The following is a 13,550-nucleotide window of genomic DNA, read 5'->3' on the forward strand; positions in this document are numbered from 1 at the left end:
GCGGCAATAACGCCGCCCATACCCCCTATTTCTTCGACTTCATCTGTTGCAGCACTTTAGTACACTGATTTTCCTCATTATCGCTGGGGGAAACCAGCGCCAGCAGCGCGGCGGCCGGTGCGGCAACCACCCCTAAGGCGACGGCGGCGGCGCCACGAGCGATTAACGGTCCGGCTTTCACCCCGGCATCCGGGCTTTTAAAGGTGCCACGCACATACAGCGGCGAACGCAGGGTAATAATGCGAATCCCCTTACTCTCCGGATTAATCGACAAGTCGAGGCGCTCATTAGCAAAATTGGTGGTGCCGGAAATATTGATAATCGCGTTTTCGGTATCAAACACAAACAGGCGCGTCGAAGCCAGACCATTACGCACATTAAGATCGGCAGCGGCGCAGTTGATACGCACTTCATCGTCGCCAAACAGTTTGCTCACGACATAGTTACCGACATTTAAGCCGACAATTTCCATCAGGCTACGGCTAATCAGTCCATCGTTCATTAACAGCTTCAGATCACCATTGCTGGTAGCCAGTAAATCCGCCACTGAATTGCCGCTGCCGCTTAACGTCGCATCACCGTTCAGCTGGCCAAGGCTGTTCTGCATCGCTTCGACCCCTTTAAACAGCTCACGCAGTCTCAGCTTACGGACATGGATATCAGCACGTCCACGCAGTGGCGTTTTGTCGCCTTCTAAATGAATGGTGGAGTTAAGATTGCCGCCCGCCATAGCAAAACGCAGCGGATCTAACAGTAAGTCACCGTTTTTTAAAACAACATGGGTGTAGAGGTCGCTAATCGGCAGTGAGTTACTGTGCTCAATGCGTTTGCCGCTGAATTTCACATCAGCATCCATCACACTCCAGCTTTTACTGTCGAATTTGTCATGCGGTAGTACCCGATCTGCTGGCTGGCTGGAGGGCTCGCCGCGTTTCGCCTTCGCCTGTTCGGTTTTAGCGCTGTCTTTGCCAGAATTGACACCGATAAGCGGCCCCAGATCGGCCATGCGCAGCTGACGCGACTCCAGTGTTCCTGCCAGTTTTGGCCGTGGTTTAATCTGGCTGTAGGTCAGTGAGCCATGAATATCACTGTCGCCAATATGACCATTAAAATCCTGGTAGCGGAACACCGGGCCGCCCGCTTCACGGAAGCGCGCCTGCAAATGACCATCGGTTTCGTATGGCGGAGTATCCGGCAACAGCACACCGGTTAAACCATACAAATTAGCCAGCGTATCGCCGGAAAAACGCAGGCGCAGGTCGAGCCCACCCAAATTCATGGGATCCTGCAGAGTCCCGGCAACGCGTACACGTGTCGTGCCATTACGTACGTCAGCCTCAATCGGGAACGGGGTAGTTTTACTGCGCAACGACAGCATGCCGCCGATTTTGCCATCGCCGTTAAGCTGCTCATTATTGTATTTCCCCTCGGCTTTCCAGCCGAAAACGAAATCAGCGGCGTGCTGTTGTTTATCGTCGCCACCCGCCAGCTGAGCATAGGGCACCGGTTTACCCAGCGGATCCACCATCACCTGCACATCGGCTTTATTAATCGCGTCGCGATAATTAATGCGGCCCTGGTCAAACACAATATTATCGAGGCGGAATGACCATGCTGAAGGCTGCTGACTGGCATCAGGGTTATCGCTGCTGGCCAGATTAAACGTCCAGTTATTTTTGGCGTCAGCGGTCTGCACCAGTCTGGCAACCGGCTGCTGTAATTTGATCCACGGGATCCAGACTTGCTTCGCCAGTAGTGACAACGGTGCCAGCGTGGCGTCTACGCGCTGCAGATGCACCATGCTAACTTCAGGAATTTCCGGGGGATTGCCGAGCATAATATCTTCGGCATGCACATGTGGCCACGGAACCCAGCTACGCCAGCCGGGCTCATCGCGATTGCGTTGCCAGTTGACGCCCAGATCGCCGCGGATGGCAAAAGGTCGATTTAATTCGGTCGAGACTTTCTGGTTGATGGTTGGTTTGAGGCGGTTCCAGTCAAAAAAGAGTATTACCAGCACCACGACCACAACCAGCAGCAAAAAAATCCCGCCAATCCAGCTTATTATTTTTCCCGTACGCGACATCTCCTACCCCTTGCTAATCCCATGTCTCCATTAAAGATAGTCGAGACCATGGAGATCGGCATCAGGCAAGCTGGAGAGGAAGATCGGTCAGCTGTTCAAAGGGAACGGGACGCGAAAAATAGTAGCCCTGTGCGGCAAATGCTGGCGATCCTTGAACCTGAGCCCACTCCTCTGCTGTTTCCACCCCTTCCACAATCACGCCTTTACAGTAACGATTAATCAGCGCCAGCAGCATCGCAAACAGATTACGTCCCTCTTCGGTTTTGCGCAGCAAAATAAACAGCTCACGCGCCAGCTTGATATAATCATACTTTAATTCTGTCAGGGCAGAAAAGTTAGCCATCCCCGAGCCAAAATCGTCAAGCCATAGCGGACCCAGCTCTGGCATCTGCGCCACAACCTCTTCCTGCGGTAAAATATGATGTTCAACCAGCTCAAAACGCACCCACGGCAGGCGGGCGATCAGCGCACGAATTTCCAGATTGTGTTGCAGGGCTAACAGCGAAGGACCATCGATATTGACGGATGCAACCATACCACCATCAACAAATTTCTCTTCCCATTGACTCAACAGCTCAAGCTGTTCCTCGACGATATGTAGCCGCTGTGAAATATCCAGCGCAGCAAAGTAGTCTTCTGGCGATAACCTTTGACTCGGCGCGGCAGGGTGAAAGACCGCGGTAAGTAACTCAATTGCCATCAGGCGACCTGATACTTCATAGATCGGCTGAAAAGTGTATAGTCGCTGGCACTGTTTCCAGTACTGACGCTCTTCCTGATGTTTTTGGACAACAATTGAGGAAGGAAGCCGATGACTGATATGTTTCAGCATCATGGTTTACATCCTGATTAGGGAGTCTGCCTTCAAATGGCATCCTGTGCAGCAAGTATCGGCATGGTCAGCAATAACTTTATCAATGTCGAAAGCCACTTTTATACACTCCACTATATCAGCCACTTAAACCGCTAATGCGCATAATAGCGGTAAAAATTGCGGGTAATTAACCAGTTTAATCAACGCCCTTTTCCATCAAATTAAATTAAAACACTGTTTTAAATCATTGACTGACGTCAGCGGCAAAGCGAGACTAAAGGCAGAATTTCCTTGAGGCTGAGAACCATGACGCATAAAAAAATTGCCGTAATTGGCGAATGCATGATTGAGCTGTCGCAGAAGGGCGCAGATTTAAGCCGCGGCTTTGGCGGCGATACCCTGAATACCGCCATCTATCTGGCGCGTCAGCTGCCAGCAGAGTCATTAAGCGTGGAGTATGTCACCGCGCTGGGAACCGATACTTTTAGCAATGAGATGGTCGCCGCCTGGCAACAGGAGCAGGTAAAGACCACGTTAATTCAGCGCATGGAGAACAAGCTACCCGGCCTGTACTTTATTGAAACCGACCCGCAGGGTGAGCGCACCTTCTTCTACTGGCGCAATGAAGCCGCAGCCCGTTACTGGCTGGAGAGTGAACGCGCCGATGAAATATGTGAACAGCTGGCGCTGTTTGACTACATTTATCTGAGCGGTATCAGCCTGGCGATATTAAATGCCAGCAGCCGGGAAAAATTACTGTCATTGCTGGCCGAATGTCGTGGCAACGGCGGCAAAGTCATTTTTGATAACAATTATCGCCCCCGCCTGTGGCAAAGCCGCGAAGAAGCGCAGCAGGCCTATGCCGCCATGCTGGCCTGCACGGATATCGCCTTCCTGACGCTGGATGATGAAACGCTGCTGTGGGGCGAAGCCAGCGTTGATGATGTGGTCAGCCGCACGCGCGCTGCAGGTGTGGCAGAAATCGTGATTAAACGTGGCGCCGAATCCTGCCTGGTGGCCAGCGGCGACGCGCCATTAATCGAAGTGGCGGCGGTAAAACTGCCGAAAGAGAAGATTGTGGATACCACCGCAGCAGGCGATTCATTCAGTGCGGGTTATCTCGCCGTGCGCCTGACCGGTGGCAGCGCCGCCGATGCAGCCGCGCGTGGTCATCTGACCGCCAGTACGGTGATTCAGTATCGTGGCGCGGTGATCCCAAAAAGCGCGATGCCGCAGTAAACGCTCCTTCTCGCATGATCAAAGCCGGTCGAACCCGGCTTTGATCTGATCATTACGATCCTTCTGGTAATACAATTAAATCCATTTATGTGACTGAAGGCAATAAACAGGCCTGCAATTCTTTTAGCCCCTCCTTTTACCGGCTAGTATTTGTATTACTATATATCCAACAACCCGGTAATAAGGAAAAGCTGATGTTCTCTGATCTGAAAAACAAACGTGTACTGATCACCGGTTCAACCGCTGGTGTCGGCCTGGCTGCTGCGCAGGCATTTGCCCGCCAGGGCGCAAAAGTGGGGCTAAATGGTTCACGCCCGGAGTCCGCCGTTAGTGCAACGCTGGCAGGGCTGCGCGCAGAGGGTTTTGACGTTGCTTATTTTCAGGCCGACCTGACGCAATCCACAGCCTGTCAGCAGCTGATTGAAGCCTTTGTCAGCCACTTTGGCGGCATTGACGTACTGGTTAATAACGCCGGAGGCTTGGGCGGACGTAACGGGCTGGAAAATATTGATGATGATTTTTACGATCATGTCATGAATTTAAACGCACGTTCGGCACTGATGACCACCAAATTCGCCATCCCGCATTTGCGTGCTGCGGCCAACAAGAGCGGCGCCACCAGTGCGGTCATCAGTACCGGTTCGATTGCCGCGCGTGAAGGCGGTGGCCCTGGCGCTGGCATCTATGCGGCATCCAAGGCCTGGCTGCATGATATCCACCGTAACTGGGTAAAAGAGTTTACCGCTGACCATATCCGTTTCAACATCGTCTCACCGGGCACCATTGATACCGCTTTTCATGAAGATAAACCACAGGAAGTGCGCGATCGCATTGCCAGCACTATCGCCATGGGCCGCTTTGGCCGCAGTGAAGAAGTGGCTCCCAGCTTTCTGTTCCTCGCATCACATGCCTGTAGCGGTTATATCACCGGTCAGATTATCGATGTTAATGGTGGCCAGATGGCGCCCTGAGGCAAATTCTGGAAGGGAGCGCCAAAGAAACCATGCCCGGCGTAGGCGTTCCCAACCTGATGTTGTATCATCGGCCCCATGTGAAACTTCAGGTATGACAAAAGCCTATGCAGTTTGAAATGATAGCCAATGCCCAGCGCGGACTGGATCTGCTGATTGCCAGCGACATTGCGCGCAAGATCATGACTGGCGCCCTGAATGCCGGTGATATTTTGCCCAGCGAAGTGGAATTATGTAGCCGATTTGGCGTCAGCCGTACTGCGCTGCGTGAAGCATTAAAGCTGTTATCCTCGAAAGGCCTGCTGGAATCACGTCCGAAAATTGGTACGCGGGTGCGCGATCGTTCTCACTGGAATATCCTTGATGTTCAGCTGCTTGAGTGGATGAGCGGAATGGAAGCGACGGAAGAGATGTATCATCAGTTTCTTGAGTTTCGCCGGGTGATTGAACCCCATGCCACCAGTCTTGCCGCTGTTAATGCCACCAAAGAGCAGCGCATTGAGCTGTCACGCATTTATCGCGAAATGTGTGAAGTCGACGCCGGCACTTTTGAGCCGGAAACCTGGGTCAATATCGATACGCAATTCCACCGCATGATTTTTCTCTCCTCCGGCAACTGCTTCTATATTCCCTTTGGCAATGTGCTGACCACGGTGTTTAAGTGGTTTATCAGCTACTCCTCGAAAGAGGGTGGCACCTGCATGAGTGACCATCGTAAAATCTATGAAGCGATTATGATGGGGGATGCGGAAGCCGCGCGTCAGGCGTCGCTGAATCTGATGGAATCCAGTAAACACCGTCTCTGACGGCGGCGTTATCGCCGCCCGCGCCAACGATTTCTATAGTCATCAGGAGTGCAATGCGATGCTTAAAGTGTGGGGCAGAAAAACCTCTTCCAATGTTCAGGCGCTGATGTGGTGCATCGGTGAACTGGGGCTTCCTTTCGAGCGTTACGATATCGGCCATAAATATGGCGGCAACGATACACCTGAGTTTCTGGCGATGAACCCTAACGGCCTGGTGCCGGTATTAAAGGATAATGATGGTCCGGCGCTGTTTGAGACCGGCGCCATCCTGCGCTATTTGTCTGAGCAGTACGCTAAAGCGCCATTCTGGCCAGACGATATTGTGCAGCGCACGGCGGTGGATATGTGGGCGGAGTGGGCAAAGGTTAACGTCTCGCCGGGCTTTACCGCCCCCATCTTCTGGCAACTGGTGCGAACCGCGGAGAAAGACCGCGATCCGCAGGCAATCGCGGCGGCAATTAAACGGCTGACCGCGCTGCTGCAGATCGCCGAAACCCGGCTGACGCAGCACGATTATCTGGTGGGCGACGCATTTACGCTGGCGGATATTCAGTTCGGTTATCTGTTGTATCGTTACTATGATATTGCTATTGAGCGTGCCGATTTACCGGCGCTGCAACGCTATTATCAGCGTCTGACGCAGCGTCCGGCCTATCGCGAACATGTGATGATTTCCTATGAAGAGCTGCGGGTAGTCTGACCGATCACCAGCTGAGCACGGCGACCCGGCGGTCGCCGTTCGCCAGTCAGGCTGTTTGCCAGCTAATGTCGAAGGATTCACGAGTTACAACTACCGTCATGACTCGCCCATCAACGAAGTGAACACTAACTTCAGAACAGTCAGGCAGCTGTTTTTCTACCTTCACCCGCTGCACCTTGCCACGCGCATCGATCGAGGTTTCCGTCGCTTCATCAAAGTAACCATGGGTTTCAATGGCGCAGGCAAACAGCACATTGTCGCCGTGGGTACGCCAGATCCATGCCGGTTCACTGCGCAGGTTAAAATGCGGGTCGCTGGCGCCACTGCGCGCAATAATCGCTTCACCCCCTTCAGGTAAAGCGCAGCAGGCGCTGTAAAAACTGTCGCCATCCAGCCAGCTGATAAGCGCTGAATCACCCGCCGCGATTTCGCCCTGCGCACAGCGCCATAAATGCTGATAGCCGTCACGCTCACCCAGAGGGTTCCAGCTTTTCTCATCGCTGTATTGAAAGTTAGTATTCACTAACTGACCATCAGCATGCAGACAGTAATCATACTGATGCTGCTGCTGACTGTGCAGACTATAGAGATCCAGCAGCAGCGGTTTTGCGCTGTCGTCAATCTGAAGCATCAGCACCGTGCGGCGCATGGTGACGCCCTCGTAATATTCCTGCAACTGAGCGCTGACCCCCTGACCATAAGGATGGTCAGTGATAAAGAAGCAGGTTTCACCATGACGCTGCTCTGCCAGCGCGCTTTTACCCTGATTCTGGCTACGTTGATCGACGACCACGGTGTTATGCGCCACTGTCTGCTTACAATAGCTATTATTTTCAGGGATATAGCGCCCGCCAAACTTCGGTTCAACGTTGACCCAGCGGCCAAAACCATAATCTTTCAATACCTCGCGCCCGCGATTAAACCAGCTGAGATGCAGACCATCAAAATGACCGTGATTTAACGCGGAGTGCAGCCGGGGAATACTGCCGTGCTGGCCATACCACAGCAGCACCATATGGCTGTCCTGCTGCTTGTCGCGCTGGCGTAATACGGCAATAGCACCACACTCTCCCTGTTCACCATCTCTGACCAACAGGCTGGGCCAGATCTCAGCCTGCACCCCGGCGGCCACCGCACGACTCAGCTCTGCGGCTCCACTTCCCAGCCACAGCGCGCCCTGACGCGCCGCCAGCGCGGCAAGGCGTGCATCCGCACCATAACGGCACCAGCAGATGCTGACGGCAATCAGGGCGCCTTCATCTTTCAGGCTCATGCTTCGGGAAGCATCATTCAGCGCCGGCAAGCGGTCGTCAGGGAAGGCCAGCGCAAAGAGCGTGTAACAGGTACGATAAATCAGCTGCTGGCGATAGTGCCAGATATCCAGTTCAGGCTGCCGCCGCGCAATGGCTTCCGCCAGCAGCAGTAAAGGACGCAGCCCGAAGCGATGGTAATAAGGGCCTTCAATATAGTACCCATCCGGAGAAAACAGCCCGTCCAGCTGGGCAAAAAATCCGCCGCTCTTGCTGTCGCCCGCCAGTCCATACAACGACTTATCAACCAGTTGCTGATCGTTCAGCACATAGCCACAAATCGCCACCGCCGCCACTGACCATAAACCATGGTTATGCACAATATCGAAGGTATCCGCATGCAGCGTCATCGCTTCCAGCGCCATCAGTCGCAACAGATTTTCTTCGATATGCTGGCGATCGTCGGCGTTCAGGGTGGAAATAATGCAATGATAGCCTTCAGCGGCATACAGCAAGAACATATGCTCATTCAGGGTCTGATGAAACAGGCGGCCAGGGGGATTGGTATCACGGCTGGTGGCGCTGCCCAGTTGCGGGTAGCAATCGGCATAACCTGTTAGCAGCGTCAGCGCCGCATCACGATAGCGTTGATCGTCGGTAATCAGCCACAGCCGCCCGGCCTGATTAATAATCTGGTAATTCAGTTTATGGCGGCTATGTTCTGGGCCACCCGCTTCACCGTGCCCCGGGATTTCCAGCGGCTGTTGCAGCCAGTGATTAAGTTGCTCAATCTGCTGATTAAGGCTTCGCCCCAAAAGTGAGTTAGTGCCCACTTCCTTTCTGAAGCTATCCAGATCAGCATGATCAATTAATAACGGTTGCCAGCTCATCGTTTTTTCTCCAGTGATTGCCAGTGCGGTTGCGACAGCAGCCAGGTCTCACGCTGCGCCTGAATCACCGCGCCACGTTCAACGTCCTGCTCGTAACCCTTCTGCGTATTGCCGCTGTTAAATTGCGCCTGCTGAATTAGCCGCTGGTAACGGCTGTCGTGCAGACGATTATCGGCCAGTGACAACAATGGAATTAAACGCACGCTGACACGATCGAGAGATTTGTATGGCCAGGTGCGCGCATCTCTGGTGTATGGCGCCATAAAGTCCAGCGCGCGGATAATGCCCGCCTGTTTTGCATTCTGGTAATGCCATAAATCTCCGGCATCAGCCTTCGTCGCCAGTTCCGCCAGCGCGGTCAGCGCTTGCAGATTGAAATAGCTGTAGTGAAAAGAGCGGGTGCGCGCCAGCTCTGCTGGCTGCGAGCCATCGGCCGCCAGCTGATACGCCAGCTTGCTTTCCGCCAGCGTCACCATCTGTTTTATCAGCGCCGGTTGTTGCAGATACCAGGCGATACCCGCCACCTGTACGGCATACCAGTTACCATGGTTGTTTTTGGCCTGCGCCTCTTTTTTTGCCAGCTTGCTGGTCTGCAACCAGTGCAGATAGGCTGTCATCCACTGCTGCATTGCCTGCTCGTCGCTGGCTTTCCAGCCTGGCGCCTGGCGCAGCATAATCAGAGAATCAACAATCCGCGTCGCAAAGTAACGCCCGTCCAGCACCCCCGATGAACGTCCGTCAGCCACGCCAGGTACGCCTTGCGCGAAATTAAGGTTGGGATTCATCCGCGTTTGCGGCGCAATAAACCAGTGATGCAGCTGAGCAATAGCTTTGTCGGCATAACGTTGCTCGCCGGAGAAGTACCAGGCCAGAGTCAGCGCCTGTACATCAGCAGTAAATGCCGCCAGCCGCACCCCGTCTGACTGCTGGTTTTTACTGGCCGGATTAACTTCACCGTCACGACGCACCCATGGCAGGCCATCGCCTTTACTGTCATCAGGCCACCAGTAGGCGCTGAGACTAAGATAGTCATGCTTTGACCCACTGGCTGGCGTCATGCCTTTATCAGTGACGCTCATCAGCGGATGTTGCAGGGCTTTATCCGCCTGGCGCTGTAACGCCTGCCAGGCTTCAATCGTCTGTACCGGAGCCTGATGCTGCGCCAGCTGTTGCCTGACCGTGGCAATCTGCGTATCCATCAGAAAGGCCAGCGCATCAGCGCGCGCCGGCAAGCTGGCGCATAACATCAGCCACAGCGAGCAGAGTAAACCGCGGCTTATCCTGTTTCTCATCACTCTTCTCCTGAGAATGTAGGTTTCCTGAATATCGTCTGTTTTATTAGTAATACAAATAAAACTTTTCGCTGGAAAATCTGCCATAGCATTTTCAGAAATGCCACGCAGGACACGCAGTAAATCCGGTGTTATTGAAGCCGGTCACAAATTAAGCAGATTCTTTTTGTTTTACTCTGGTAATACTTTTACAAATTATCCGTAAGCTAAATCTGGTCATACAAAAACATTACTGACCCTACAAAGAGAAGAACGCTATGGATCTCAATACAATCGTGATGATCGGCTACTTCATACTGATGATCATCATAAGCTATGCATTCAAGAAGATGGGCACCGGATCCTCCAGCCACTACTTCCGTGGTGGTGGCCGCATGCTGTGGTGGATGGTCGGTGCAACCGCCTTTATGGTGCAGTTTAGCGCCTGGACCTTTACCGGCGCGGCTGGACAGGCTTATCGCTACGGTTTTAACGTGATTACCGTATTCCTCGGTAATGTGTTTGGTTACATCATGGCGTGGTACTGGTTTGCGACCCGCTTTCGCCAGATGCGCGTCGATACCCCGACGGAGGCAATTAACCATCGTTTTGGCCGCATCAATGAGCAGTTTTTCACCTGGATGCTGATTCCGCTCAGTATCCTGAGTGCCGGCGTCTGGCTTAACAGCCTGGCAGTGTTTGCCAGTGCGGTATTTAAGTATGACGTGACACTGACATTGTGGATCACCGGTATTGTCGTGCTACTGATTTCCCTGCTTAGCGGCGCCTGGGGCGTGGTCGCCAGCGACTTTGTGCAGACGCTGGTAGTGGCGCTGATTTCGGTGGTCTGTGCGGTGGTGGCGCTGATTAAAGTCGGCGGCCCGGTCAATCTGGTCACACAATTTCCATCCGGCTTTATCACCGGTCCGGACGTTGGCCCACACTATATTTCGCTGCTGTTTGTCTGCTTTATCTTCTTCTTTATTAAGCAGGTGCAGAGCATTAACAACATGCAGGATTGTTACCGCTTTTTAACCGCTAAAGACAGTGTAAATGCCAAAAAAGCGGCGCTGTTTGCCCTGGTGCTGATGTTTTTCGGTACGCTGATCTGGTTTATCCCGCCGTGGGCAGTGGCGATACTCTATCCTGATGCCGCCAGCGCGCACCCGGAGCTGGGTAAAAATGCCACCGATGCGGTCTATCTGATATTTGCCGAACGCGCAATGCCGCTGGGAACTGTCGGCCTGCTGATGGCGGGCCTGTTCTCAGCCACCATGTCATCAATGGATGCGGCGTTAAACCGCAACTCAGGCATCTTTGTGCGTAGCTTCTGGACGCCGATTATCAACCGCAACCAGCCGCGCAGTGAAAACTACCAGCTGCGTGTCGGACAAATCGTCTGTGTGGTCAACGGCATTCTGGTGATCCTGGTTGCGCAGTATATGCATACCATGCAGACCTTTAGCCTGTTTGATCTGATGATCAAGGTAGGCACCCTGTTACAAGCGCCAATTATCGTGCCGCTGTTCTTTGGTATGTTTATTCGCCGCGTCCCCGACTGGTCAGCCTGGGTCACCGTACTGTTTGGCCTGTTTGTTTCATGGGTGATTAGCCACTGGTTTACCGCGACCGATGTGGCGGCACTGCTGGGGATGACGCCAACCGCGCGTGAAATTAACGATCTCTCGGCAATGTGGAATATCTTCTCGCATCTGGTGTTTACCGGCGGCTTCTTCTGTCTGACCACCCTGTTCTGGCGTCCCGATGCCCGTTCCGCGCGCCAGAAAGCGGTTTCCAGCTTCTTCGCGACCATGGAGCAACCGGTGTGTGCGGAAGAGGATCAGGATGAGTTTGATCGTATGCAGCGCGATAAGATCGGCAAGATCTCAATGATGATGGGGGCCGGTCTGATGTTGCTGATTCTGGTGCCCAATCCGCTGTGGGGACGCCTGCTGTTCCTCGCCTGTGCGCTGACCATTGTGCTGTTTGGCTGGCTGCTGTATCGCAGCGCCAGCAAAAAACCGCAGCCAGCCGATCCGGACTCGCTGGCTGAACAACGTCGTTAATGCGGTTAATCATTACACCAGCCGCAGGGAAGACTTTCTCCCCTGCGGCTGGCAGCGGAAAAACCGGAAATAATCATCAGCCCCTCATTAACACCGACGAAAATAAGGATAATTTCGGCTAAAACGGCACGCTTAATTGTCTGATGAGATTAATTTTCAAATATTCCCCGACTGAGAACAGTAATAACCACCAGCATCTGAAAATGCTGCTGTAGCGTTAAGATGCAGGCGATTAATATACCTCGCTAATTGCTCTTTTCTCCCCCTCACCTCAATTGTGACGGCGTGTGCCGCGATGAATGTCGTCGGCAGCTAAATTTTAAAAACAGATTATAATTATCACTATAATCGCCGCGATAAAATTTGACTTAATAATAAAAAAGCCCATTGGGGCATAATCTGAAACTGACGAAAACCGCTGGCAAAAACTGGACGAATTAGTTCAAACCAGGCAATGCTTTACTTAGCCGCGACAACGAAAAGCGCCAAACCCATTTTCGTTTGCAGCTCACCTGTGCTAACTAAATAAAACTCTTCAGGACTGCCTATGAAAACTGAAATAATTAACATCTGGCCATTTGGTGATGCACCAGGCGCCAGTGATTCGCGCGCGCAGCCGCAGATTGTCGATCTGGCTAAACTGTATGAGCCACACGATCGCGCGGCGACTGGCGTTCGTTGTCCAGAAATCGCGCTGTGGCATCCTGAAGAGTCGAATGGCATTACCCTGCTGGTTGCGCCCGGAGGCGGCTACCAGCGCATTATGATCGACAAGGAAGGCAGTGCGCTGGCAACCTTTTTCACCGCAATGGGCTATACACTGGCGGTGATGACCTATCGTCTGCCCGGCGATGGCCATCACGAAGGCGCCGACGCGCCGCTGGCCGATGCGCAGCGTGCAGTTCGGGTGCTGCGCGACCGTGCTCAGCTGGGCTTAAATGGCAAGCGTATTGTGATGATGGGCTTCTCTGCTGGTGGTCATGTTGCCGCCAGCCTTGGCACCCGCTTTGGTGAAAAAACCTATCCGACGCAGGATGCCGCCGATAGCCGCTCACCGCGCCCGGACGCACTGGTGCTGGTCTATCCGGTGATCAGTATGCGCGACGGCCTCGCCCATGAAGGCTCCCGTGAACGCTTGCTGGGCGCGCATCCGGATAACGAACGGGTAGAGGATTACTCGCTGGAAACGCGGGTGAAGGGCGATACCCCGCAAACCCTGCTGATCCATGCGGTCGATGATCCCGCAGTGTCAGTGAATAACAGCATGGTGTTTTTCACCGCGCTACGTCAGTGCGAGGTGCCGGTTGAACTGCACTTCTATGAAAAGGGTGGTCACGGATTTGGTATTCGCGGCGTGGCCGATCTGCCGCTGGCCAGCTGGCCGATGCTGGTCACCGAGTGGTTGCGATCAAGGGTGTGGGCATAATTGAAAGCAGGCTCAGGGGCGATATCATCAT

The 13,550-nt window shown here is 53.4% G+C and carries 10 protein-coding genes; 6 read left to right on the forward strand and 4 right to left on the reverse strand.

The features are described 5' to 3' along the window. Positions 1–25: 25 nt before the first annotated feature. Both J2125_RS10465 and pdeH read right to left on the reverse strand, forming a co-directional pair. Positions 26–2,086: an AsmA family protein gene (locus J2125_RS10465; RefSeq protein ID WP_017799668.1), complete on the reverse strand. Its 2,061-nt coding sequence runs from the start codon at positions 2,084–2,086 to the stop codon at positions 26–28. 61 nt (positions 2,087–2,147) lie between these two features. Next, a complete protein-coding gene (pdeH, locus tag J2125_RS10470; RefSeq protein WP_017799669.1) occupies positions 2,148–2,921 on the reverse strand; it encodes a cyclic-guanylate-specific phosphodiesterase in 774 nt (257 codons plus the stop codon). Between the two features lie 285 nt (positions 2,922–3,206). Here pdeH and kdgK point away from each other — a divergent pair, with 285 nt between their 5' ends. The 4 genes from kdgK (at position 3,207) to J2125_RS10490 (ending at position 6,616) form a co-directional block, all read left to right on the forward strand. Continuing rightward, positions 3,207–4,139, forward strand: a complete 933-nt coding sequence (gene kdgK, locus J2125_RS10475; protein WP_017799670.1) for a 2-dehydro-3-deoxygluconokinase — start codon at positions 3,207–3,209, stop codon at positions 4,137–4,139. Positions 4,140–4,333: 194 nt separating this feature from the next. Beyond that, positions 4,334–5,110 carry an SDR family NAD(P)-dependent oxidoreductase gene (locus J2125_RS10480; protein WP_017799671.1) on the forward strand — a complete coding sequence of 259 codons (777 nt, stop codon included), beginning with the start codon at positions 4,334–4,336 and terminating at the stop codon, positions 5,108–5,110. Between the two features lie 107 nt (positions 5,111–5,217). Beyond that, a complete protein-coding gene (locus J2125_RS10485) occupies positions 5,218–5,916 on the forward strand; it encodes a FadR/GntR family transcriptional regulator (RefSeq protein WP_017799672.1) in 699 nt (232 codons plus the stop codon). Positions 5,917–5,974: 58 nt separating this feature from the next. Next, positions 5,975–6,616, forward strand: coding sequence for a glutathione S-transferase family protein (locus tag J2125_RS10490; RefSeq protein ID WP_017799673.1), 642 nt, complete (start codon positions 5,975–5,977; stop codon positions 6,614–6,616). A gap of 46 nt (positions 6,617–6,662) precedes the next feature. On the opposite strand, the gene J2125_RS10495 is transcribed toward J2125_RS10490, so the two are convergent. Then, positions 6,663–8,756, reverse strand: a complete 2,094-nt coding sequence (locus tag J2125_RS10495; protein WP_017799674.1) for a heparinase II/III domain-containing protein — start codon at positions 8,754–8,756, stop codon at positions 6,663–6,665. Continuing rightward, a complete protein-coding gene (locus J2125_RS10500; protein ID WP_017799675.1) occupies positions 8,753–10,048 on the reverse strand; it encodes an alginate lyase family protein in 1,296 nt (431 codons plus the stop codon). Before J2125_RS10500 ends, J2125_RS10495 begins: the two co-directional genes overlap by 4 nt. 257 nt (positions 10,049–10,305) lie before the next feature. On the opposite strand from J2125_RS10500, the gene J2125_RS10505 reads away from it, so the two are divergent. Together J2125_RS10505 and J2125_RS10510 are read left to right on the forward strand one after the other, a co-directional pair. Continuing rightward, positions 10,306–12,093, forward strand: coding sequence for a sodium:solute symporter family transporter (locus J2125_RS10505; protein WP_017799676.1), 1,788 nt, complete (start codon positions 10,306–10,308; stop codon positions 12,091–12,093). Between the two features lie 547 nt (positions 12,094–12,640). After that, entirely contained in the window at positions 12,641–13,519 is an 879-nt protein-coding gene (locus tag J2125_RS10510; RefSeq protein ID WP_017799677.1) for an alpha/beta hydrolase, read from the forward strand. Positions 13,520–13,550 lie beyond the last annotated feature (31 nt).

This window comes from Winslowiella toletana, from assembly GCF_017875465.1.
In the GTDB taxonomy this organism is placed as follows: Bacteria; Pseudomonadota; Gammaproteobacteria; order Enterobacterales; family Enterobacteriaceae; genus Erwinia; species Erwinia toletana.

Bases quoted from the DNA above. Each gene is read 5' to 3' on its own strand.
- J2125_RS10465 (WP_017799668.1), bottom strand. From the start codon at position 2,086: ATGTCGCGTACGGGAAAAATAATAAGCTGGATTGGCGGGATTTTTTTG.
- pdeH (WP_017799669.1), bottom strand. From the start codon at position 2,921: ATGATGCTGAAACATATCAGTCATCGGCTTCCTTCCTCAATTGTTGTC.
- kdgK (WP_017799670.1), top strand. From the start codon at position 3,207: ATGACGCATAAAAAAATTGCCGTAATTGGCGAATGCATGATTGAGCTG.
- J2125_RS10480 (WP_017799671.1), top strand. From the start codon at position 4,334: ATGTTCTCTGATCTGAAAAACAAACGTGTACTGATCACCGGTTCAACC.
- J2125_RS10485 (WP_017799672.1), top strand. From the start codon at position 5,218: ATGCAGTTTGAAATGATAGCCAATGCCCAGCGCGGACTGGATCTGCTG.
- J2125_RS10490 (WP_017799673.1), top strand. From the start codon at position 5,975: ATGCTTAAAGTGTGGGGCAGAAAAACCTCTTCCAATGTTCAGGCGCTG.
- J2125_RS10495 (WP_017799674.1), bottom strand. From the start codon at position 8,756: ATGAGCTGGCAACCGTTATTAATTGATCATGCTGATCTGGATAGCTTC.
- J2125_RS10500 (WP_017799675.1), bottom strand. From the start codon at position 10,048: ATGAGAAACAGGATAAGCCGCGGTTTACTCTGCTCGCTGTGGCTGATG.
- J2125_RS10505 (WP_017799676.1), top strand. From the start codon at position 10,306: ATGGATCTCAATACAATCGTGATGATCGGCTACTTCATACTGATGATC.
- J2125_RS10510 (WP_017799677.1), top strand. From the start codon at position 12,641: ATGAAAACTGAAATAATTAACATCTGGCCATTTGGTGATGCACCAGGC.